Source organism: Heliobacterium mobile, assembly GCF_009720735.1.
Classification (GTDB): domain Bacteria; phylum Bacillota; class Desulfitobacteriia; order Heliobacteriales; family Heliobacteriaceae; genus Heliobacterium; species Heliobacterium mobile.
This window is the reverse complement of sequence record NZ_WNKU01000002.1, coordinates 227,643-250,775: the sequence shown is the minus strand read 5'-3', so window position 1 is coordinate 250,775 and position 23,133 is coordinate 227,643. Positions and strand designations below refer to the sequence as shown.

Here is a 23,133-nt window from a genome sequence, read left to right as displayed (position 1 = left end):
CTTTTTTTGCGGACCAAAGGAGTGCTAGTGGAATATGTTGGGAGCAGAAAGGAGTGATACTTTTTGGTCATCTATTATGTCCGCCCAGGCGATACAGTCTATACCATCGCTCAAAGGTACGGGCTAACGATGGAACAGATCTTAGCCGTCAATCCGTTGCCTGATCCCAACGGCCTGCAAGTGGGGCAGAGCTTATGGCTCCCTGTCCCCAGCAGAGAATCCGTGGGACCTTGTCCGACTTTGACAGAAGGCACCCGCGGTCCTTCTGTCAGCCGCCTGCAACAGTTGTTGACTCGAGCAGGTCTTAACCCTGGTCCGATTGACGGAATTTTCGGCACTCAAACCCGAAATGCCGTGGTTCTTCTACAGCGCCGTTCGAATCTTCCTCAAACAGGAAATGTGGGGACTGCTGAGTGGCAGGCTTTAGGAGTGAACTGTCGCCCGCTCTTACCACCTTTTCCAAGACCGGCGGAACCTCGCCAGCCGTCCCCGTCCCGTCCCCGCCAGCCAATTCAGATTCCGCCAAGTACCCAGCCTCTGCCGCAGCCTCAACCCCTGCCTCAACTCCAAACTCAACCTCCGACCCCGACTGAATCTCAAAGTCAACAGAAACCTCTTCCGAAGCCAACTCCGCCAACTCCGCCAACGCCACCTACCCCGCCTCCGCCAGCACCTCCCCAATGTCCGGAGCTGGCCGAAGGGGCTACCGGCGAAGATGTACGACGTTTACAACGGTTGCTCGATGCGGCTGGGTATCCGGTGACGGTGACAGGTGTCTTTGATCAGGCCACTTTGAATGCCTTGAGGACGTTTCAATCGGAAGTGGGCATCAATCCAACAGGAAGAGCTGATCTTGAGACATGGCTGGCATTGGGCGAACCTTGTGGTGATTTACCGCGACCGCCTCGGCATCGCATTACCCGGGTCTTTGAAGGCTTACGGTACACCTTTTATACCGATAAGGCCGTTTATCGGCAAGGGGAACCGGTAATCATGACCTTTATCAAACGCAATGTCTCCGACGAACCGATTACGATTAGTTATACGACGACACAGCGTTTTGATTTTTTCATTGAACTTGGTCAAAGCGGCATTGAAGTGTGGCGGTGGTCTCGAGGTCGATCCTTTAACCCGGCCACAGCCCAGGTCACCTTACAACCGGCTCAGATCCAGGCCTTTCAAGAAACCTGGGACCAATCAAGCAATACGGGTCAAACTGTTCGTTACCCTGGGCGGTATTTGTTGACAGCGACAAACGTGGGAACCGATCGTTCGATAAACATTGAGATTGAACTGCAACCGACTACGACATCGGATGCAGTAACGATGGAATAGGAAAAAGGCCATAGCGGCGACCTCGCAGACAATGTTTGTGAGGTTCTTTTTTTACATAAACTACGAGTAATTTCAATTGTATGCTATTTGACAGATTGACTTGACACAGGTATTCTTTTATCACGAGAGATAACCAGGAGGGAATAGGTTGCGTCGTGTAAAACTGGCCATTCTACATATGCTTCCTCAAAGATGGCTATCACGTCAGAGTGGGCGTTGGGCGGCCTCTAAGTGGAGTCGAAGAGCCATCCCCTGGTTCATCCGGCGTTACAATGTCGCTGTAGAGGAAGCCGAAAAAACTTGGCAGGAATACGGGTCATTAGCCGACTTTTTTTGTCGTCGTCTAAAACCAGGTCTACGCCCCATATGCGTAGATTCTGAAGCGATCGCCAGTCCCGTTGATGCTCAAGTCTCTCAAATGGGAACCGCCTCTGCCGGTCGTCTGATTCAAGCAAAGGGGATTAATTACTCACTTGAACAGCTTCTGGGAGATCGGACGAAGGCGGAGTCCTTTGCTGGCGGCGAATTTGTCACCTTATATCTCAGTCCTCGGGACTATCATCGCATACATGCCCCCTTGAAAGGGCGTGTCAGCGGTTACGCCTATTGGCCGGGACGTCTCTATCCGGTGAATGACTTAGGAGTACACGGTGTTCCCGGTCTTTTTGCTCGGAATGAACGGTTGATTACTTATCTGCAAACTGATGTGGGACAAGTTGCCGTTGTTAAAGTGGGCGCTATGATGGTCGGAAGTGTCCGGGTGACCTATTCCAACGTTGTTTCGAATCGTCGTAAGCCTGCACAACTTGTTTCACTGGAAAAAGGCCCCGAGTTGGAGAAAGGAGAAGAAGTAGGCTTTTTCCAATTCGGTTCCACCGTAATTTTGCTTTTTGAGCCAGGAGCGATTCGTTGGCGGGAAGATCTGACGACGGGAACTACGTTGAAAATGGGAGAAATGATTGCGCAGAAAATTATTTAAAGCCTGAGTAAAATTTACTCAGGCTTTTTTTAGCTCCTTTTTAAAATTGTATGGCATAATTCGCTATTGTAGTGTCATAAAGTAGGAACGAATGGGCAATTGGTTGTTTTTCGCCAGCCAAAAGGGCTAATTAGGTAATATTATTCAAATCTTCCGAAAAAGTAAGGCTCGTTGTATAATGTCGAACTAGGAGAATAGGCAAAACTTATAAAAAGATATAACAAATACACAACGGTGTTGCCTTAGATTCTCCAAGACCGGTTCAGGTTTACGTGCTCAGTTTCTGCTGGAACGTGCCATCTAATAAACCGGCTTTGCTGCAACCATATACGGAGGTGTCATTATGCATCCATTTCGTCAGCTCCTAACGCCTGGCCGGGTTATCGATAACCCTTCTGCGGAAGAGTTACGTCAAATGGCCAAGGGGGAAGAACACACAACCGAGTTTAGCAGCGCCTGCTACATTTCGGGAGCTCGCAACCGAAGCGCTAAAAAAACATACGTTGTAGAAGACGGAGTCAAGTTAGGCGTACACCAGCAGGGGATTTCTTTGGAAAGAGCCAATGAACTAGTCAAAGAAGTGCACCGTTACCTTGCTGACAAAACAGTCATCCGTTTAGATCGCCAGATGGGCATGAATGAGAGCCATACATATCACTGCCGTGTTTATATCACTGAACCTTATGCCCGAATTCCAGCCATGTGGATTCACTCTTTGTTTGCTCCAAAGGATAAGGATAAAGAACCTGATTTTATCAGTGTCTACGTTCCTGAGTGGCCGGAACGAGTTATCTTTTGCCATCCTCTCGCTGGCGTAACCTACATCCTCGGCACAGACTACTTCGGTGAGTGTAAAAAATCCTTCCTTCGTAAGGCTATGTTCCGGACGAAGCAAAAAGGCGGCCTCGGATTGCATGCAGGATCCAAAGTGCTGCGTATCCGGAGCAAAGAAGACAAACTGACTGATGTGGGCTTTATACTCTTCGGATTAAGCGGAACCGGAAAGACTACCTTGACGATTCATGATCATGGCCTTACCGGCGATGAGCGAGTCATTATCCGTCAGGACGATGTTGTGCTGATGGACGCCGACGGTTTTTGTGCTGGCACCGAAGATGGCTTCTACATCAAAACAGACGGACTCGACAAATCACAAAAAGTACTCTATGATGCTGCTGTTTCACCGAACGCCATCTTTGAAAATATTAAAGTATTTGAAGGCGGAAAGATCGACTTTTTCAATCAGGAACTCACCTCAAACGGGCGCGGCATCGTGCTACGTTCTGAAGTAGCTGGTTCCGATGATTCCATCGACCTGCCGAAAGCGAACAAGCTTATTTTCATCACCCGCCGAAACGATATCGTTCCTCCTCTCGCCCGGCTGAGCCCGGTGCAGGGTGCCGCTTACTTCATGCTTGGCGAGTCCATCGAAACCTCTGCTGGCGATCCGACCAAAGCGGGTCAGTCCAAGCGGGAAGTGGGCACCAACCCATTTATCGTCGGTCCTGAGGAAGATGAGGGACAGCGACTGCTTGACATCCTTCGGAATAATCCCGATATGCAATGTTATCTGTTAAACACAGGTTCTATCGGCGCCAAAGAGGGCGATGCTGGCGTGAAGCTCTCCATCAAAGTCTCAACGACGCTGATGAAAGAAATCGCTCGCGACAGCATCGAATGGACCGTTGATCCCGATTGGGGTTATGAGGTTCCCAAATCGGTTCCCGGTTTGGATATCCAAGAGATCATGCCAAAAGGGTTCTATTCAGAAGAGGTATACCAAGAAAAGGTGGAGAAGCTGCGGGCTGAACGTCGCCAGTGGCTCGAACAGTTCCCAGGTCTCGCTGACGAGATTCGTCAAGCGATCGAAAAGCCCTAAGAACATTCGTTCATTTGGCATCGTGCAAAAAAGAATCTATAGAATATTTGCTGCTCCAGCTTAGCTGGAGCAGCTTTATTCATTGTGGCACACCTCCTGCTTTCATTCCATAAAATGGAAATCAGCTAGAGGAGGTGTGCGACTTGTTCTCTTTAGGTACGGCTTTATTCGTTCCCTTCCTAAAAGGACTTACTTTTCTCACCGGCGCTCTGAACAACAACTCATTCCCGAAACCTCTGCCTTCCCGTGAGGAATCGGAGTGCTTGGCCCGGATGGCTAAGGGAGATGAGAATGCTCGCGATAAACTAGTGTTACACAATCTTAGGTTGGTCGCTCATATATGCAAAAAATATAATAATCATAATCAAGAAGAGAATGAAGAACTGATCAGTATCGGAACAATTGGTCTGATTAAGGCGATCAATACCTTCAAGGTGGAAAAGCAGGTGAAGCTGAGTACCTATGTATCTCGATGCGTTGAAAATGAGATTCTGATGCACTACCGAGATAAGAAAAAGGAATCAAGGGTCGTGTCTTTTGATGAACCCGTAGGAGTTGACAAAGACGGGAATGTGATGACCTATCTTGAGGTCTTAGGTACAGACTCGGAAGAGATCACCGAAATGGTAGAGAAAGCCTTTGAGAGAAGTGAGTTGCGGAAGAAAGTTCAGACGGTTCTCAATGATAAGGAAAAGTACATCATGGTCCTCCGCTATGGTCTCCACGGCGGTAAACCTTGGACGCAGCAGGAGGTTGCCGATAAGATGGGGATATCTAGGAGTTATGTAAGCCGGATTGAAAAACGAGCTGTTCAAAAGCTGATTAAAGAGTTGGGGGCGGGGAAAGGGATGTAAAAATCCCAAAAGGGTAGTGGGAATAAGCGCCTCTATAGCCTGAGGCGCTTAAATAATCACCGTGACAATCAGCGTGTAAAGATGTGCTTTCCAATGGTGAGGATCTGTGGTCGACCCCAGATCCAGGCGCTCGTCGCCGTAGCCGGATTAAAGTAATAGAGAGCACCGCCGCTCGGATCCCAGCCAGCCAATGCATCCCGTGCTGCTTTCAAACAGGTCGGATTGATTTCCATCCAGATTTGCCCGTCATCAACAGCGGTAAAGGCACCCGGTTGGAAGATGACGCCAGATACCGTATTGGGGAAAGAGGGATGGCGGACGCGGTTGAGCACGACAGCCCCTACAGCCACCTGACCCACATAAGGTTCGCCACGAGCTTCTCCTGTAATAGTACGAGCAAGCATCCAAAGGTCGTATTCACGGGGCCAGCCCACTCCAATTGCTTGCGCTTCAGCGATTTCCGTCGCAAATTTCACCTTGAACTGATCAAAGGTCATCGGCAATGTGGGTTCAGCGATGGGCCAAGGGAAGATGAGCAAGGTAATGAGCAGTAAGATGAGGCCCCTTTTTCCTCGTTTCCGCATGTAATACCCCCTTTTGTTCAGACTTCTTCATGTACATGGCTAGTATGGTCTGAAGTGGGTATGACCATGCAAAAAGACTATTCTTTTCAATTTCTAAGGGGAAGGTTTTTTTTATGAAAAGAGAAAAGGTATAATAGTGTAGAAGTTCTTTACTTTAGGAAGAACGATCGATTTGGAAGATGTCGGGTGAAAAGGTTGAACAACAACATAGGCTGCAGACGACAAAGCTCTATAATTTTCCTCATGCTCATCTCGATTTTTCTGGGATCAACACTGTCGCCTCTAGCTCTTACAGCTGGAGCAACCCCGATTCCTGAAAAAAAACTAGTCAAAAGTGTCTTGATTGTTTACCCTGACGGACGCGCATTCCGGGGAACGACGGCCCGCCAAGAGCAGGATTGGGCACAAATGATGCAAAACCTGCTTGGTCACTTCGAGGTAAATATTTCCCTCTGCACCACTGCTGATTATCATGAGGGTCAGCTGGAATCCTTTGACGGCCTGATATATCTAGGGACTTTTGAAGAAAAAGTTTCGCCGCGATTGCTCCAAGACATCGCTCAGACTGCAAAGCCAGTCATGTGGTTAGGGAAGAATATCGATGAACTGGGAGACGCCGGCGGTCCTCGCTTTGTAACGAAGCTGATGGCACGACAAAAGAGCAACTACGAATACAAAGGAAAAAGTCTGACGAACCCCAAAGAAGTTACTTTGAATCTGATCGAAAAATATCCCCAAGACAGCCAAATATGGGCTTGGGTGGATTCACCGCAGGGACGGCACCCATTCGGGTTGCAGAGGCAAAATTTCTGGTATGTAGCCAATACGGATCTACATAGTAAAACGTACCTCCTCGTTGCCGACCAGCTTTTCGATTTCATGGGGAAACAAGCACAGACAGAAAAATGGGCCACCCTTCGGATCGAAGATGTTCATCCGCTGCGATCTCCAGAAACGTTGCGGGAGATCGCCGATGTGTTAAAAGCCCGTCAAATCCCCTTTATGGTTACCGTGATCCCTGTCTATGTAAACCCACAGACGAACAGCCGTGTTCTCCTAGCGGAGAAACCTGAACTGATCGAAGCCCTCCGATACATGGAAGCTTGTGGGGGGACAATTCTTATTCACGGTTTTACCCATCAAGTGGGAAATGACGAAACCGCCTTAGGTTTTGAATTCTGGGACGCTGCCCATGAACGTGCCATCGTTCCTCCAGAGCGGCCTCAATGGGCGGAAGAGCGGCTAAGTCAGGGAATTTTTGATTTACGCTCCCTCGGTTTGCACCCCTTTGGAATGACTGTCCCACACTATGCTATGGGGAGTGAAACCTACAAGGCCATGAGACGACAGGTGACATTGCTGGCTGGCAGTCCGCAGATCTCTGATCAGTCTCGTCAAACGCAAAAAATTCCTTACATTTTGAAAAAAGACCAATATGGCTACCTTGTTGTGCCGGAGAATCTCGGTATGGTAGACATGAACCTTGCCGACCCAGTTACGCCGATGTTGGAAGAAGCCCGAGATATTGCACTTGTTCGAGAATGCGCAGCTGGAGCTTTTTTTCATTCCTTTTTGGAACCGACTTCCCTCGCCAAGCTCGTCGATGGCTTGAAGGAGCAAGGTTTTGCCTTCTTAGACGTGCGCTCTTTGCCGGTCCAAGAAGTTAATGCAGATCCAAGCAAGTTAACTGGACAAGACCTTTTTTGGGATCCTTTACTACAGGGTTCTTTTCGGTCGGAATCGGGATCAGGACTTGCCCCGGCAGTCAAAGATACGGTGGAATCTACACTGGCGGTCTTGTTGACAGGAATAGGCATCGGTTGGGCGATTCGTCGTCGAAACGACGAGAAAAGATAAATTGAATAGGGGGTTTTTACGAGTCATTAAACGCTAGAAAGGCGTGGTGCCTTAGTGAGTTACCTCTCTGAACAAACCGATTATATTCTGTTCATCTACGCAATAGGATTTACACTGTTCACTTACGTATGCCTCCTTTTGCGGCGTAGCTCAGATGAGGAGCTGCCCTGGCTTTGGCTAAAATATGTCGGGACCTTCCATGCTTCGGCAGCCTGGCTCGACTTAATCGCATGGGAATTTGGGTCGGGGACTTTTCTGGGCATAGTCTGTACAGGATTACATGGTCTCGCATTTTTGTGCTTGGCTGAATTTGGACGTCGAAGTTGGGCATCTTGTAGCGGAAAAAGGCATGAACGGATCGGCTATTTTTTACTTCTATGTATAGTCGGAAGCTCTGTGTTCGGATATTTAGGGGCGTTGACGATAGCCTTACAAATCCCCTTTGTTTTTGTCGGCACTGTTTACCTGTGGCACCGCAGCCGCTTCAAAAATAGGCCCTATTCCCTCAGCGAATCAATGCCCCTGTTCTTCCTTACAGGACTTTTACTTCTAGGCTGGACTATTACGGAAATGCTGGAGGAGCACGGTGAGGCTATCGCGAGAAATCATCTTCTTTCTCGAGCAGCAACGGCAGCAGCAGCCATAGACTGGCATCATGTATCCAGTTTAACTGGCTCCTCGGAAGATGTGGGAACAGAGAGCTACCGTTATCTTCGAAGCCAGTTGACGGCTTTGCATGAGGCAAACCCGGACTGCCGTTTTGTCTATCTGTTAGGAATGAGAGAAGGGCAAGTGTTTTTTTTCTTAGATAGCGAACCGGAAACTTCTGAGGGCTACAGCCCGCCAGGCGATGAATTTTCCGAGGCAACAGAGGAGTTGATTTCCTCCTTTTCTACCGGTCAGTCATTCGTGGAAGGGCCGGTAACTGATGATTGGGGAACATGGGTCTCCGGATTGGCCGCTATTCGGGACCCTCAAAGCCACCGCATTCTAGCCATATTCGGTTTGGATATTGACGCCAAGCAATGGAATTTAATGATAGCCACCTACCGTTTTATCGGTCTTAGTGCCACACTCGTCGTCTGCATAATTGTAATCATTTTTTATGTTGCCCTGCAGTCATCGCGGGAATCGGCCGAACGGCTCCGCCGGCAGGGAAGCCTGCTTCAAGGTTCGGCTGACACGGCCTATCGATTGCTGACGGTCACTGATTATGAGCAGGCGACCAAAGAGGCTATCGGCATGCTCGGAGAAGCGGCAAAAGTCGATCGGGTGTACATATTTGAAAACCATCGCCATCCTGAATCAGGGAAAATGTCCTTTAGCCAGCGCTCCGAATGGATAAATGGAGCCAGGGAGGAGCTTGGTGCAAAGCTTGATTTACAAAATGTTTCCTATCAGGACTGGGGCTTGATCCGTTGGTATGAAACCCTCTCCCATGGAGATCCCATCGGTGGTTCCATCGACGAATTCCCGACGTTGGAGCAGAAGTTTTTTCGTTATTTAAGGATTAATTCGATTCTTCTCGTCCCTATTCAGACGAGGGACCGATTCTGGGGTTTTGTCGGCTTTGGGGAGTCACAGCCTGAACGGCAATGGAGTGATGATGAAAGGACAATACTACAGGCTGTCGCCGCCAGTATCGGCGGTGCGATAGAGCGAAAAAGAGCTGAAGAGCAACTAGCCTTGGCAAGGGATGAAGCCCTAGAAGCGTCTCGCGTAAAATCCGAATTTGTGGCTAACATGAGCCATGAAATACGCACGCCTATGAACGGTATTATAGGTATGAACCAACTGTTGCTGGATACTTCCCTCGACGAACAGCAGCAAGAATATGCACTCATCGTTCGGGACTCGGCCGAGGGCTTGATGCGAATCATCGACGATATCCTAGACTTTTCCAAAATCGAAGCCGGAAAAATGGAATTAGAAGAGATTGAGTACGAACCGCTTAAAGTGATCGAAAGCGTTGCCGAGTTGTTAGCACCAAAGGCCTTAGAAAAAGGACTATCTTTAGACACATTTATAGACCCTTTGACTCCCGACAAATTGTTCGGGGATCCCTTACGGCTAAGACAAGTTCTGCTTAACTTAGTGAGCAACGCGATTAAGTTTACCGACCGTGGGGGAGTCGGGATCTTTGTGACAGCGGGACCGACTAAGACAGGCATCGTACATCTGAAAGTGGAAGTCAAGGATACAGGTATTGGTTTAACGGATGCGGCACGGAAACGTCTTTTTCAACCTTTTACGCAAGCCGATGGAACAACGACACGCAAATACGGTGGTACCGGTCTCGGACTGACGATATCGAAACGAATCGTGGAGATGATGGGTGGGCAAATCGGCGTTGAAAGTCAAAGGGGAGAGGGATCTTCCTTCTGGTTTACCTTCTCTAGCAAAGTATCTGATCCCCCAAGGACCTTCGTAGGCCCTAAGGAGATTCAGGGGTTACGTGTCTTGATTGTTGATGGATGTCCCTTTACAAGGGAGGTACTGTGTCGCTATGGAGAAGCCTGGGGCGTTGACTGTACGTCCCAAGAAGACGAAAAAGAGGCCTTTCGCTTGCTGCAAAACGCAGAAAGGGAAAAGGCCCCCTATGCACTCGTCTTTATGGATGTATCCAAAGTGAATCACAGTGAGTTCCCGACGAAGGGGACGGCTCGTTTTATCCTGTTGGCTGGCTTTGGTTTACCCGGTAAAACAGAAGAAAGCAGTAAAAGTGGTTTCTCTGACGTTTTGATAAAACCGCTGAAACGAATTCAAATCCTGCATTGCTTTTTGGAAACGGCTAAAGGAAACTGGACGGAACCGATTATCGCAGAAAAAAGCCGGGAATCTGCCATCCGAAGCCGACAAAAGCAACCCATATCTAAAGAGACATCGTTGGAGCCTGCGAAAGATCGGCTCGTATTAATCGTCGAAGACAACAAGGCGAACCAAAAGCTGATCACTATACTGTTGCAACGAGCAGCTTATCAAAGCCACATCGTCAACAACGGTCAAGAGGCGTTGCAAAAGCTGGAGCAAAACAAATATGATCTCATTCTCATGGATTGCCAGATGCCTGTAATGGACGGTTTTGAAACGACCAGGGCAATTCGCAACATCGAGGCAGAGACGGGAGGGCATGTGCCGATCATCGCCATGACAGCCAATGCGATGCCTGGCGATCAAGAATTGTGCTTACTCGCGGGTATGGATGATTATATGAGCAAGCCGATCAGTCCCGATAAACTGAGCCGCTTGTTAGAGCGCTGGCTTGCGTAAAGTCATGATCAGTCTAATACTTTTATGATATGAAGTGTAGCGTTCATCGGGTCACCCAGATCGATTTCCAGTTCTTGAGTGACTCGATTACGATTTTTGTCATAAAGTATAAGAATGATAGGTCTTGCTGATATGTATTTTGATATGTTTGTGACCATCCCGATCTGCCCATCGGACACTTTTACAAGGCTGCCTAGTCGGTAGATCGAAATATTCTCAACAAAATGACGGACTGTTTTGGCGTCGAAAAAATAATTTCCTGAACCGAGCAAAAATTCCAATGCCTCATGGGGTGAATGCTGCTTTCGGTAGGCTCGATTTTCTGTGAGCGCATCAAAAACGTCGGCTACAGCGACAATTTTGGCCAATTCGTTGACGTTATGAAAAGTAAGACCTTGGGGATAACCGCTGCCGTTATAGCGCTCGTGATGTTGATAAGCGATTTCAATCACGTCAGGGTGTAAGTTTGGTATAGATCGAAGAATGTTAGCGCCAAAACTTACATGATTGCGAATCAGCTTAAACTCCTCAGGTGTTAAAGGTTCTTTTTTCAACAATATTTCAGGAGGAATCGACGTTTTCCCTATATCGTGAAGCAGGCCGCCGGTCCCCAGAACAAGGAGCTGAGTTGCCGATAAGTTCATACTTATGCCCACGATGAGGGATAAGACGGTTACGTGCACACAATGAGTATAGGTGTGATCCTCTATGCTGCGTAAATCCGTTAACAAATTCAGTACAGTTCGATCCTGCAGGATTTCAGTAAAGATGGACTCGACAGTGAACATGGCGTCTTCAAAACCTTTATTGAGTCCGTTCGGTCGAACGTACTTGCGCAGCGTCCGGTTGACCAAAAGCATTGTCGAGTCGATTATCGTTTCATATACGTCGACTCTGGAGTATTGGTCCATCACATAGACTGAATCAATGCCGAATTGTTTCAAACGTTCAATGAACATGGGGGTTAGTGTTACTCCTCGGGCCAGCAGAACACGTCCATCTTCAATATATACGTCTTTCGCGACGATGAACCCAGGCCGTAGTTTGCCTAACTCCAGACGAGGCATCGAATCAACTCCCAGAAGACAATTAGAAATTCAAAAAAAATCCTGTGAATTTAAGTGTACCATAGCTTTTTCCATTCCCAAACTATCTTTTCTTCTACATCTTAAAAAGATATTTTTAACAAGGCGATCATGAGTGATTAAAATATTGACAGAAACTGTAGACGTAGTCTACTATAAAGTTTGTTGGGTAGGAAAATAGTCTGAATAATCAGACCAAATTACAAAATTCACACCCTACCGAACTGTTATATTGAGGTGATAAAAAGATGTCTGCTGTTGCCGAAACGACACAACAAACGCCGATAGCAATCAATCTAAGCTGGTGCAAAGCCTGTGGGATATGTTACGCCCTCTGTCCGGTCAAAGTGCTTGGTCCTGACGAGTTGGGTAAGGTCACGGTTATTCAGGCGAATAAGTGCACTCACTGCAAGATTTGTGAAAATCATTGTCCCGATTATGCCATTTCCGTTGTTGGGGGGAAAAAGAGTTGAACGTCACATCCATCAACGCTCGTCTGATGCAGGGAAACCAAGCTTGCGCCGAAGGCGCCATCTATGCGGGAGCCCGTTTCTATGCCGGATATCCGATCACCCCATCGACGGAGATCGCCGAAGTCTTGGCAGAACGCTTGCCTCAGGTAGGCGGTAAGTTTATCCAAATGGAAGATGAAATCGCTAGTATGGCCGCCATCGTCGGAGCTTCCCTGACGGGGGCCAAGTCGATGACTGCCACTTCTGGGCCGGGTTTTTCTCTGAAACAGGAAAACCTCGGTTATGCCGTCCTTTCCGAAGTACCTTGCGTCGTCGTAAACGTACAACGTCTTGGCCCGTCGACTGGGGGGCCTACAGCTCCCTCTCAAGGGGATATTATGCAAGCTCGCTGGGGGACACATGGCGATCACCCTATCATCGCCGTTAGCCCCAGCTCTGTGCAAGAGTGTTTTGAACTGACTGTAAAAGCATTTAATCTTTCGGAACGATTCCGAATTCCCGTTCTCATGATGCTTGACGAAGTCATCGGACATATGAGGGAGCGTATCGTCATTCCGGCTCCTGGAGAACTGGATATCTTCGAACGGAAAACACCAGAGGTTGCTCCCTCCCAGTACGTTCCGTATGAACCGCAAGATGATTCACTCGTTCCTCCCATGGCCAATTTTGGTGAGGGCTACCGTTACCATGTGACCGGTTTGCTTCACGACGACACCGGTTTTCCCTCCAACAGTCCTGCTGTGATGGGAGCTCACCAGGATCGTCTCCATGAAAAAATTCGTCGAGGCTTGAACGAGATCATCATGGTGGAAGAAGCAGAGACGGAAGACGCTGACGTCCTGCTGGTCGCCTTTGGCTGCATGGCCCGTTCGGCTGCCCGAGCCGTCAAGGAAGCCCGTGCGAAAGGGCAGAAGGTGGGCATGCTTCGCCTCATCACCATCTGGCCTTTTCCCGAAGAAGCTCTCCGTCAATTAGCCGAAAAAGTAAAAGCCATTATCGTTCCCGAGATGAACCTGGGCCAAGTGGTCGATGTCGTCAAAAGTGCCGTTGAGGGAAAGGTTCCCGTCTACGGGATCTGTCAGGCTGATGGGGAAATCATCCCACCGGAACGGATACTGGAAAAGATAGAGGAGGTTCTCTAAGTGTTTGCCGAAATCGAGCAATATTTTCGCACTGAAAGACTGCCCCATATCTGGTGTCCGGGCTGTACCAACGGCATTATCGTCAAATCAATTGTCGAAGCCATTCAAAAAGCAGGTCTGGATCAGGATAAGACAGTGATCGTATCGGGTATCGGTTGCTCTTCCCGCGCTACCGGATACTTGAATTTTAATACGCTTCATACCACCCATGGTCGGGCATTAGCTTTTGCTACCGGTGTGAAACTGGCCAACCCCGAGTTAAATGTCTTTGTTATTACCGGCGACGGTGACTGCACATCCATTGGCGGCAACCATTTCATCCATTCTGCACGCCGGAATATGGATCTAAACGTCATTCTTTTCAACAATAACATCTATGGTATGACTGGTGGTCAATATTCGCCCATGAGTCCCAGTGGTGCAAAAGCGACAACAGCTCCCTATGGCAATATCGAACGGCCTTTTGATATTTGTAACTTGGCCATCGCTTCTGGCGCTACCTATGTAGCCCGTGGCAACTCCTTTAATACTCGTCAATTGACTGATATCATCTATAACGGCATTGCCAACAAAGGATTCTCTTTCGTAGAAGCGATCGCTTCCTGCCCTGTATACTATGGGCGCAAAAACAAATTGGGCAATGCCGCTGATATGCTCAAATGGCAGCGTGACAATTGCATCACGAAGGAAGCTGCCGACCGCTTACCGCCTGAGAAGAAACAGGGTAAAATCGTGACAGGTATTCTTCACCATGAACCGGCACCCGAGTATACGACGGAATACCAAAAAATTATCGATAAATTCCAAGGAGGCGAGGAATCGTGAGGGATAGTTGGGAAATTCGCCTAGGTGGTTCCGGAGGGCAAGGTCTGATCACCGGAGGCATCATCTTGGCCGAAGCGGCCATCCTGGAAGGGAAACAGGCCGTTCAATCCCAAAGTTATGGACCAGAATCCCGTGGTGGTTCCTCGAAAGCTGAGGTCATCATATCCAAAGAGAGTATCGACTACATGAAAGTCCGTGCAGCCGACTTGCTCTTGGTGATGAGCCCGGAAGCTGCTAAGAAATATGTGGATGATGTCAAAGAAGAGGGCATCATCATCCTTGACAGCACCTATGTAAAAGACTGTGAGCCGAAAAAAGGTAAAGTCTATAAAGTGGACATCAGCCGGATCGCCCGGCAAGATGTGGGCAGAGAAGTAGTCGCCAACATCGTCGCCTTAGGTGTGATTGTCGGTCTAACCGGTGTCGTTTCTCGGGAAGCTTTGGAAAAGGCCATCCTTGCCCGCGTGCCGAAAGGTACCGAGGAAATGAATAAAAAGGCCTTGGCTGCCGGGTTCCAGGCGATAAAATCTGCTGTTAGTGCCGCATAAAAAGCCACTCCTGAAGGAGTGGCTCGGAGGCTAGCGACCTTTGAGGCTGTCGCGGATATCGACAACAGCCTCTGAGATCGTCCGCAGTTCCCGAATAAACCAGGCGACAAGACCAATATAGGCTACGAAGGCGAAATGGGCCACGTTGGCATGAGTCTCTCGAAAGCCACGGTTGTCATACATGGAACCACCTCCTTCGAATAGAGTGCCCCTAGTCCATAAAATCTTGCTAAGAAGAAACCGCCAGGAGAATGACTCCTGGCGGTTTTGTTATACCCCCGTATATAGGTTTCCATAGGGTCTCTTGTTAAAAGGAATCAGTTTGCTGAATGGTTGCGCAAGGATTGCCTCTTTGTCGCAGCCGAAATAGTCGGCATAACGGCTTACATAGCGTTCTAAGACGGATTCATCTTCAGCAGTCATATCGACGATTTTGACCTCTTTACCGAGCTTGTATTCTTCCACCTGACCGCGGATATACATGACACCGCCATGCATGCCGGTGCCGCAATAATCCCCTACGATTGGATAGCCTTCCCGCCCGGAAAGACCGAGCAGAATCAAGATACCACCGGCCATGTACTCACCGAAGAAGGCACCGGCTTTTCCACCGACGACGATGACCGGGTTTTTCTTCAAGTACTCTTTCATGTGAATGCCTACGCGGTAACCGACAGAGCCCTTGATAAAAATCTCGCCGCCGCGCATGGCATAACCGACCGTATCGCCGGCATCGCCGTGGACGACGATAGTTCCTTCGTTCATCGTATTTCCGGTAGCATCTTGTGCGTTGCCGCGAACAACGATCTGAAGACCATTCATATAGGCGGCCATGTCATTGCCAGGTGTGCCATGAATGATGATCGATCCGTCGCTGGAAATACCGTCGCCGAGATAGCGTTGTCCATTGACGTTATCCAATACGACCTCGGTAACGCCTTCGGAAAAGGCTTGCCGGACCAGTTGGTTCAGTTCTTTATAATAGAGCCCTTGGGCGTCAATCCTACGAGACACGGTATACACCTGCTTTCCCTTTACGCTTTTTACTCACCGGCGTGTTTGACGCCAAGAATCGACAGTTCTTTCTCGGTCAGCCCAATCCCGCGCAGCATCAAACGGTTGCCACGGAGGCTTTCTAAGGCGTTAATGCCCATTCCGCCGAGCATCTCTTTGATTTCATGGGACCAAGCTTTCAGTAAGTTGGCAGCTCGTTCTGCGCCCACAACCGGATCTAGTCGTTTAGTCAGGCTGGGGTTTTGGGTGGCTATACCCCAGTTGCACTTGCCTGTGTAGCACTTTTGACACATATGACAGCCGAGAGCCATAAGGGCGGCAGAGCCGATGTAACAGGCATCAGCGCCGAGTGCGATGGCTTTGATCACGTCTGAAGAGCAGCGAATGGAACCAGCTACCACTAAAGAAACTTGGTGGCGGATACTTTCTGAACGTAAACGGGAATCGACAGCAGCTAGAGCCAATTCAATCGGAATGCCGACGTTATCGCGGGTCCGCAGAGGAGCAGCGCCGGTACCGCCGCGGAATCCGTCGATGACGATGATGTCGGCACCAGCCCTAGCGGCTCCAGAGGCGATGGCGGCAATATTGTGAACGGCTGCGATCTTCACAGCGACAGGCTTGCTGTAATCGGTAGCTTCTTTTAAGGAGTAAATAAGTTGGCGAAGGTCTTCGATCGAATAAATGTCATGATGAGGAGCCGGAGAGATGGCGTCACTCCCCTCAGGGATCATCCGGGTGAGGGATACATCGAGTCCCACTTTTTCACCGGGAAGGTGACCGCCGATACCCGGCTTGGCCCCTTGTCCGATTTTAATCTCGATGGCAGAACCGGCCCAAAGATAATCGGTATGCACGCCAAAGCGACCGGAAGCCACCTGGACGATAGTGTTTTTACCGTATTTATAGAGGCTGCTGTGGAGACCGCCTTCACCGGTATTGTAGAAGGTTCCCATCTTTTCTGCGGCGATCGCTAACGATGTCATGGCGTTTAAGGAAATGGCGCCGAAAGACATGGCCGCAAACATGATCGGTGTCTCCAGTTCCAGTTGGGGCGGCAGTTTTTCTGCTAATTCGCCATTCTCGATTTTCAGACTGTCCGGTTTGCGTCCGAGGAACGTCTTTAGTTCCATCGGTTCCCGCAAAGGGTCGATGGACGGGTTGGTCACTTGCGAAGCGTTGATCAGCAGATGATCCCAGTACACCGGATAAGGTTTATCAGTGCCCATGCCAGCTAAGAGCATAGCACCGCTCGAGGCTTGCTTGAAAATGGATGTGATGTAATGAGGTGTCCAGTGGGCATTCGGCTTAAATTCAAGTGGATAGCTGCTGATGGACAGAGCCCGGGTAGGGCAGGTCAGTACACAGCGATGGCAGTTCACACATTTAATGTCATCGGCTAGGACTTTTTTCTGTTTTTCATCCCAAAGGTGAGCTTCGTTGGCACACTGGCGTACACAGATCCGGCAGTTTGTACACCGTTCCCCTGCACGATGGATGGTATATTCTGGTGTGCGGAAATCGATATTCACAGTTGATCCACCCCTTCCAACATAGCGATGACTGGCTCTCCACCAGCGACAGCCCAGACCTTATCGGGCTGTGGGCACACTTCGCGGATGGCCGATTCTTCACTGGCTACATAGACGTAGTCACCTTTTTCGGCAGCGACGAGGGCGCGCAGTTTGATGCGGTCATTGAGGGCAACAAAGCCTTTACGGCTGCCGAGAATGATCGAGAAGGGGCCGTTGACCAGCAGGGGTCCGAAGACGGTGCGGATAGATTTGACTAGTTCACGCTTCTCCGGTTCCATCCGTTCGATAGCACTCCAGAAGGGTGCTGCCATGGCCGTGACGACGACATCCAAGGGAAGATTGTGCTTGCGAAGCAGCAGGTCAAAGATGTAGGTGATCGCTTCGGTGTCTGTTTGCAGGGAACATTTATAACCAAACATCTCTAAATACCGACGGTTGGCATCGTAAGAGGAAATCTCACCGTTATGGACGATCGACCAGTCGAGTAGGGTAAAGGGATGGGCCCCGCCCCACCAGCCGGGTGTATTGGTTGGGAAACGGCCATGAGCTGTCCAGAGGTATCCTTTGTATGTATCGAGCTTGTAGAATTCACCCATGTCTTCCGGATAACCGACCCCTTTAAAGGCGCCCATGTTTTTACCGGAAGAAACGACAAAAGCACCGCTGTACTCGGAATTGATGCGCATCACACATTGCGCCACGTACTCATCGACTTCTAATCCCGATTGCAGCAGACGGTCCGGTTTTGGCTGGACGAAGTATCGCCAGATGATGGGAGCGTTCGTTACAGAGGCAACTTTGCGAGTGGGGATTTTCCCGCCAATCTCAATCTCAAAATGTTCATTGAGGAATGTTTCGGTGGTCTCGCGGCAGGCACCGCTTTCATAAAACATGTGAATCGCATAAAAATCAGCATACTCAGGATAGATGCCATAAGCGGCGAATCCACCGCCTAGGCCGTTCGATCGATCATGCATCAAGGCGATCGATTTAATGATGTCGTTTCCGGAAAATAGATTGCCTTTGCGGTTCATGATCCCGCTGATGGCACAACCGGAAGGAATCCGTACTTGGCCTTCTCGAAACTGCACGTAGGTGACCTCCCTCTTTTGATATAAACCCCATGGTGGAGCATAAAAAAAGACGTACCCCACGAGTGTCAAATCATACTCGTGTCGAGAACGCCAGTCGTCCTCTTTTGTGGGATGCTCCGTCGCCTTTGTTCAGGCATGTGCGACCTTTATAAAAAGGTCGAAAAAAGATTCAACGATATATATAGCATAGGAACGTAAGCGGTACAATAGTTTTTTGAATTATACATTGTATTCATGGATGATAGAGACAAAAAAGAGCGACAGCTCGCATGCCGTCGCTAATAATAAGGAGCAATTATAATTTGGCCTATCCGCTAGGGTTAAATGTTTAGAATGGGGAGATATAAACCTTGCTACCGTCCACACCGGATAAGCGTGTTGCCGTGGTAGACTCCCATATTTTTTGCCGAGTTAGTTGATCAAGGTCGAAAGTATACATTTCATATTTAGGTTTTTCTCCGCCTGCTGCAGGCTGTTCAACCATAAACAGCAATTTGCCATCTTTACCCCATTGATAAGTAAAGGGAACGCTAAGGGGAAGTGTCTGCAATTTAGCCATTCGCCAAGAGAAGAAACCTAGTTCCCGGTTGACGGCAATCAAATCAAAGCTGTTGGCACCATTTTGCCCGGAAGGGTCAATATGTTTCAATAAGGCAAAACGCTCATTCGGTGAGGCACAAATCAAGCGGTTTGATTCAGAACGATCGAAATCAGTGAGCCAATGGATGCTGCTTTCGGAATGAGGACGAATTTCGCCCACATGATGACGTCCTGAGTCGACATCGTTGGCATTGGCCTCGGTTTCGATAACGATCGTGGAAGGGTATTTTAACCAAGCTAAAGGAGCTGCTGCTTTGCCGAGGCTGGTGATCTGCAGTATTTCACGAGTATCTAGAGAATAACGGTATACTTCACAGCGGTCTGGTGAAGTGAATTGGCTGAAGATGAGGTACCGGCTGTCGGGCGACCAGTGGGGGAATCGGTTATCGTTACCCATCCCTACGGGCACGCGATTTTCCGTCTTCAGCTCATAGACAAAGAGGGGATTGTCCAACACAATATATTGACCGTCCGGTGACCAAAGGGGAATGTTGGGCGGGCGGTTGGTTTGATGAATGTTTTTCACTTCTCCGCTGCTCAATTTCACCAGGCTAAGGCTGTACATGGTCCCGGCATCGGGCTGGCTTCCTGGCTGAACTTGGCCGAAAGTTAAGATGGTATCATCGGGATTCCAAGAGATAGCTCGATAAAACTCGCTCTTTTTATCTTCGTCGGGGATCGAGAAAACACGAACCGATTGTTGCGTCTTTAAATTGACGACATAAAGACCCCGTTGGCTGTAAAAGGCGATGCGGTCTTTTTTATTGCTAAAGGTGATGCTGGACCATTGGATGTTTTCGGTAGAACTGTTCGTTCCGGCAGGTGGGTTTTTCAAATCCGTTACGGCGCCAGTGCGCCCATTTTGGGCAACAGCTTGCTCGCAGATCTCACGCAAGTCGATGAGCTGGATGCCGCTGATCGGTGTTGTAGATACGTTGACAGAGGGAAGGTTTTTAACTTCTCCCCATTGGGTGTCCTGAGCAGGTGGAATACTGTCGGCCATAGTTATGGGAAACCGTTGTGCTGTAGCTAGGTGATAGGCAGCGACGGATACGATGAGCAGAGCGGCAATAAAGGGGATACCCGGTAAAAGTCGTTTCATGTTGACCTCCTATGATGAAATGCCGGCTTTTCCATTGTGGTTGACTAGTGATAATTTGACAAAAGCTTTCGGATTCCTGCTCGTCCCATAAAACTTGTAATCTTGATAATTTTACGCCGATGAGTAAACTTGTGGGAGGGAGGATTGAAATAATTGATATTAACTTATTTTACACGGTACAAGGGGATTCGCAAATTCTTTCTGATGAGCCTTCTCCCTATGCTGCTAGGAGCTTACCTTTGGATCGTGATTCCTTTTGCCTGGACAAAAGTGGACCTGGCAACGATTCAACGGCAATCGGGCGGATATGCTGTAGTCACGTTGAATGCAAAAGAGGATCGAGATCTCATAAAAGATATCTTTTCTCTTCTGGTTGGGGCCACACCGACACTAAAATATGCGGGAACTCTCGGCGAACCTCTATGGGTAGTTACCTTGCGATCTGGAAATAGATGGATCTATTACCAGGCCATGGACGACGGGTATGTGTATCGTAAAGTTTGGGGGACCGATCTCTCCGATGGTCCCAGTTGGTATTTATGCATTCCAGGAGACGCTGTCACGAAGGAACTAGAGCAGCAGATTTTCGGTTCCTTCGATGATCCGCAACGGGTACTTCCTGTCAGCGCTCAAGAGACGGCCCCGCGACAGGAGGGACAGTTGGCCCGTTTTGTCACGGGAACCTTGATGAATGATCAAGGAGGCGTCTATACCAATTTCCATGACGATCGCCCAGAAAAGCAAGATGAAGCCCGCAATCACGACATCTTGTCCGAATCGACTGGGTTGCTCATGGAATACGCGTTGCAGACGAATGATCAAGAATTGTACCGACAACAGGTCGCTTACACTCGAAAATACCTTTCTAGTCCCTGCGGTGTTCTTTCCTGGAAAGTGAGAGATGCTGATGGGATCTCTCAACCGTCGAGCGCCTTAATTGATGACCTTCGCATCGCTGCAGCCTTGATTCAAGGCTGTGAGCGTTGGCAGAATCGTCAAGATCTGATGCTCGCCCGGGGAATTTTGGAGGGGGTCTACCGGTTTGAACAATTGAATGGCTCTTGGAGACCCTGGTACGACTGGTCTGGTGTAGAGAAGAGCTGGAAAAGTTGGCATGAAAACTTAATGCCTAACGGTGCGTCGGTGCTTCCCGTGCGTTATCTGGCACCTGATTACATCGCGATTGCGGCGACAGTGGACGAGCGTTTTGCCGATCTTGTTCCACAAGCTACCGAAGTCATCAAGGCAGCCGATCTGCAGAACGGCCTTTTCGCCACCGATGTTGACCCGGCAAACGGCCCATTTCAGGAAAAACTTGAGGTAAACATGATCGACTCACTGCTTACCGCATGGAATGGTGCCCGGGGCGGATACGTATCGAAACCGACGGTGGAGTTTCTAAAGAAAGAGTTAAAAAAGGGACATATCTATGCCAGCTATCACCGAAACCAGCAAAAGAAAGCCATTCCGATGACGCAGGTCGAGTCGCCGGCTGTCTATGCCTTGGCCGCCCTTTTTTTATGGCATGCCGGTGAACCTGACTGGGCCAACAGGGCCGTCGATCACCTGCTCCTGCATCGCATCAGCAATATTCAGTCTCCCTTTTTTGGCGGATTTGGAGATCCTCGTACGGGTGATTGTTACTCTTTTGATAACCTGATGGCGCTGCAAGCTTTGGCCGTAGTAAGAAAACAATAGGTGCTCGTCCTCTTTTTGCCGATCCTGACATAATGATAATGAGAAAAGGTTACGGAATCGGCTATCGGGGAGGGTTTGAAAAATGGCATCCGTCTGGTTTTGGAAACCGGTGTGGATGGGGATGCTGCAATCGGCTGTTGTCATCGCCGGTGGAATTTTGATCACCATCCTGCTGATCTATCGTTTATCGGGTCCTGTTTACTATTTAAGTCCCTGGATCTACGGACTGTTGGTCTTAGCAGCTTTCGCCGGCGGTCATAAAGCTGCGAAAGCGTCAAGACGTCATGGATGGCTCCAAGGGTTGATGGTAGGCACTTTACTAGGTTTTTTCAGTGTCGGTTTTTGGTCATTAGCGGGGACATATCCCGTTGTCGAAGCAGTCAGTGATCTCCTGTCTCTTTTAGGGTTTGGCTTGATGGGAGGCATAGTTGGCGTTTACCGCCAGGCTAAAAGGCGGCTCCCCAGTGGGAGACGGGGCCAATGGGGCCGGGTATAGGATAATCTTCATCGACGCATTCTAAGCCATGGAAAGACCATTTGGTGGCAGGAGGCTTTCTATGGATTTGTCTGTCGTCACAGGGATTATCAACATCATCATTATCAATCTCGTTCTCAGTGGGGACAATGCGGTCGTCATCGCCATGGCTAGCATGGCACTTCCTAAAGATTTACAAAAGAAGGCCATCTTTTGGGGAGCAACGCTGGCCGTCGTCTTGCGGATTATCTTGACCTTTTTGGCGGCTCAATTGCTCAAGATTCCCTTGATCCAACTGATCGGCGGTCTTTTGCTGGCTTGGATCGCGCTGAAACTGCTTTATCCGGAGAAGGAACAGGATGTAGCTGAGAACGCAAGCACCGACTTTCGCAAAGTGATCCTGACCATCCTCTGGGCCGATCTCCTGATGAGCCTCGACAACGTCTTGGCGGTCGCTGGAGCTTCCCAAGGAAACATTTACCTGCTGATTTTCGGTCTCGCTTTTAGCATTCCCATCGTACTCGTCGGCAGCTCCGTGCTTACGAACCTGTTAGCCAGATATCCTTGGCTCGTTTATGTCGGCTCCGGGATCTTGGCTTGGACAGCAGGCAAGATGATTATCGAAGACAATGCGGTCAGTCCCTTCTTACACCGTATTCCCTATGGCGAACTGATTGTGCCTATCGTCATTACCGCTGCCGTTGTTCTTATCGGAAAGCGTACCCGTGACATGGCGCTAGCTGAAAGATAGCAAAAATAGAGGTTGCTTCCACTCGGAAGCAAC

At 49.1% G+C, this 23,133-nt stretch carries 19 protein-coding genes and 1 pseudogene; 13 read left to right on the top strand and 7 right to left on the bottom strand.

What is annotated here, in order from left to right; all coding sequences use genetic code 11:
• The first annotated feature begins 63 nt into the window (after window positions 1-63).
• The 4 genes from GJ688_RS03710 (at window position 64) to sigK (ending at window position 5,047) form a co-directional block, all read left to right on the top strand.
• Window positions 64-1,335 carry a peptidoglycan-binding protein gene (locus GJ688_RS03710; protein WP_155475174.1) on the top strand — a complete coding sequence of 424 codons (1,272 nt, stop codon included), beginning with the start codon at window positions 64-66 and terminating at the stop codon, window positions 1,333-1,335.
• 148 nt (window positions 1,336-1,483) lie between these two features.
• The gene (gene asd / locus GJ688_RS03705) at window positions 1,484-2,314 is read left to right on the top strand and encodes an archaetidylserine decarboxylase (protein WP_207708743.1); all 831 of its coding nucleotides are present in this window, start codon (window positions 1,484-1,486) and stop codon (window positions 2,312-2,314) included.
• 343 nt (window positions 2,315-2,657) lie between these two features.
• Window positions 2,658-4,193 (top strand): phosphoenolpyruvate carboxykinase (ATP), encoded by a 1,536-nt coding sequence (locus tag GJ688_RS03700; protein WP_155475173.1) that lies wholly within the window; start codon window positions 2,658-2,660, stop codon window positions 4,191-4,193.
• Window positions 4,194-4,327: 134 nt separating this feature from the next.
• Window positions 4,328-5,047, top strand: a complete 720-nt coding sequence (gene sigK, locus GJ688_RS03695; RefSeq protein WP_328597305.1) for an RNA polymerase sporulation sigma factor SigK — start codon at window positions 4,328-4,330, stop codon at window positions 5,045-5,047.
• Window positions 5,048-5,115: 68 nt separating this feature from the next.
• Here sigK and GJ688_RS03690 read toward each other — a convergent pair.
• Window positions 5,116-5,460, bottom strand: a pseudogene (locus GJ688_RS03690) (cell wall hydrolase); the annotation flags it as partial.
• Between the two features lie 579 nt (window positions 5,461-6,039).
• Here GJ688_RS03690 and GJ688_RS03685 point away from each other — a divergent pair.
• Both GJ688_RS03685 and GJ688_RS03680 read left to right on the top strand, forming a co-directional pair.
• On the top strand, window positions 6,040-7,488 hold the full coding sequence (locus GJ688_RS03685) for a polysaccharide deacetylase family protein (protein ID WP_170291627.1): 1,449 nt from the start codon (window positions 6,040-6,042) through the stop codon (window positions 7,486-7,488).
• A gap of 396 nt (window positions 7,489-7,884) precedes the next feature.
• Window positions 7,885-10,758 (top strand): hybrid sensor histidine kinase/response regulator, encoded by a 2,874-nt coding sequence (locus GJ688_RS03680; RefSeq protein ID WP_155475169.1) that lies wholly within the window; start codon window positions 7,885-7,887, stop codon window positions 10,756-10,758.
• A gap of 8 nt (window positions 10,759-10,766) precedes the next feature.
• Here GJ688_RS03680 and GJ688_RS03675 read toward each other — a convergent pair whose 3' ends face one another.
• The gene (locus tag GJ688_RS03675) at window positions 10,767-11,825 is read right to left on the bottom strand and encodes an HD-GYP domain-containing protein (protein ID WP_155475168.1); all 1,059 of its coding nucleotides are present in this window, start codon (window positions 11,823-11,825) and stop codon (window positions 10,767-10,769) included.
• Window positions 11,826-12,091: 266 nt separating this feature from the next.
• Between GJ688_RS03675 and GJ688_RS03670 the strand changes: the two genes are divergently transcribed.
• From GJ688_RS03670 to GJ688_RS03655, 4 genes are read left to right on the top strand one after another with little or no spacing between them, the layout of a single operon-like run.
• Complete coding sequence (locus GJ688_RS03670) at window positions 12,092-12,316, top strand: 4Fe-4S dicluster domain-containing protein (protein ID WP_155475167.1); 225 nt, start codon at window positions 12,092-12,094, stop codon at window positions 12,314-12,316.
• A 26-nt stretch (window positions 12,317-12,342) separates the two neighbouring features.
• The gene (locus GJ688_RS03665) at window positions 12,343-13,458 is read left to right on the top strand and encodes a 2-oxoacid:acceptor oxidoreductase subunit alpha (RefSeq protein WP_155475289.1); all 1,116 of its coding nucleotides are present in this window, start codon (window positions 12,343-12,345) and stop codon (window positions 13,456-13,458) included.
• On the top strand, window positions 13,459-14,283 hold the full coding sequence (locus tag GJ688_RS03660) for a 2-oxoacid:ferredoxin oxidoreductase subunit beta (RefSeq protein ID WP_170291626.1): 825 nt from the start codon (window positions 13,459-13,461) through the stop codon (window positions 14,281-14,283).
• Window positions 14,280-14,831, top strand: coding sequence for a 2-oxoacid:acceptor oxidoreductase family protein (locus GJ688_RS03655; protein ID WP_170291625.1), 552 nt, complete (start codon window positions 14,280-14,282; stop codon window positions 14,829-14,831). The genes GJ688_RS03660 and GJ688_RS03655 overlap by 4 nt, the downstream gene beginning before the upstream one ends.
• A 30-nt stretch (window positions 14,832-14,861) precedes the next feature.
• Here the strand turns inward: GJ688_RS03655 and GJ688_RS03650 are convergent, their stop codons facing one another.
• The 5 genes from GJ688_RS03650 to GJ688_RS03630 form a co-directional block, all read right to left on the bottom strand.
• A complete protein-coding gene (locus tag GJ688_RS03650) occupies window positions 14,862-15,014 on the bottom strand; it encodes a hypothetical protein (protein ID WP_155475166.1) in 153 nt (50 codons plus the stop codon).
• Window positions 15,015-15,101: 87 nt separating this feature from the next.
• A complete protein-coding gene (locus GJ688_RS03645; protein ID WP_328597304.1) occupies window positions 15,102-15,845 on the bottom strand; it encodes a GltB/FmdC/FwdC-like GXGXG domain-containing protein in 744 nt (247 codons plus the stop codon).
• 29 nt (window positions 15,846-15,874) lie between these two features.
• Window positions 15,875-17,377 (bottom strand): glutamate synthase-related protein, encoded by a 1,503-nt coding sequence (locus GJ688_RS03640; RefSeq protein ID WP_170291623.1) that lies wholly within the window; start codon window positions 17,375-17,377, stop codon window positions 15,875-15,877.
• Window positions 17,374-18,414: a class II glutamine amidotransferase gene (locus tag GJ688_RS03635; protein ID WP_155475285.1), complete on the bottom strand. Its 1,041-nt coding sequence runs from the start codon at window positions 18,412-18,414 to the stop codon at window positions 17,374-17,376. The genes GJ688_RS03640 and GJ688_RS03635 overlap by 4 nt, the downstream gene beginning before the upstream one ends.
• 388 nt (window positions 18,415-18,802) lie before the next feature.
• Window positions 18,803-20,176: a TolB family protein gene (locus GJ688_RS03630; protein ID WP_155475164.1), complete on the bottom strand. Its 1,374-nt coding sequence runs from the start codon at window positions 20,174-20,176 to the stop codon at window positions 18,803-18,805.
• Between the two features lie 153 nt (window positions 20,177-20,329).
• Here GJ688_RS03630 and GJ688_RS03625 point away from each other — a divergent pair, with 153 nt between their 5' ends.
• From GJ688_RS03625 to GJ688_RS03615, 3 genes are all read left to right on the top strand, one after another.
• Window positions 20,330-21,874 (top strand): hypothetical protein, encoded by a 1,545-nt coding sequence (locus GJ688_RS03625; protein ID WP_155475163.1) that lies wholly within the window; start codon window positions 20,330-20,332, stop codon window positions 21,872-21,874.
• Between the two features lie 82 nt (window positions 21,875-21,956).
• Window positions 21,957-22,370: a TIGR04086 family membrane protein gene (locus tag GJ688_RS03620; RefSeq protein ID WP_155475162.1), complete on the top strand. Its 414-nt coding sequence runs from the start codon at window positions 21,957-21,959 to the stop codon at window positions 22,368-22,370.
• A gap of 61 nt (window positions 22,371-22,431) precedes the next feature.
• Complete coding sequence (locus GJ688_RS03615; RefSeq protein ID WP_155475161.1) at window positions 22,432-23,100, top strand: TerC family protein; 669 nt, start codon at window positions 22,432-22,434, stop codon at window positions 23,098-23,100.
• Window positions 23,101-23,133 lie beyond the last annotated feature (33 nt).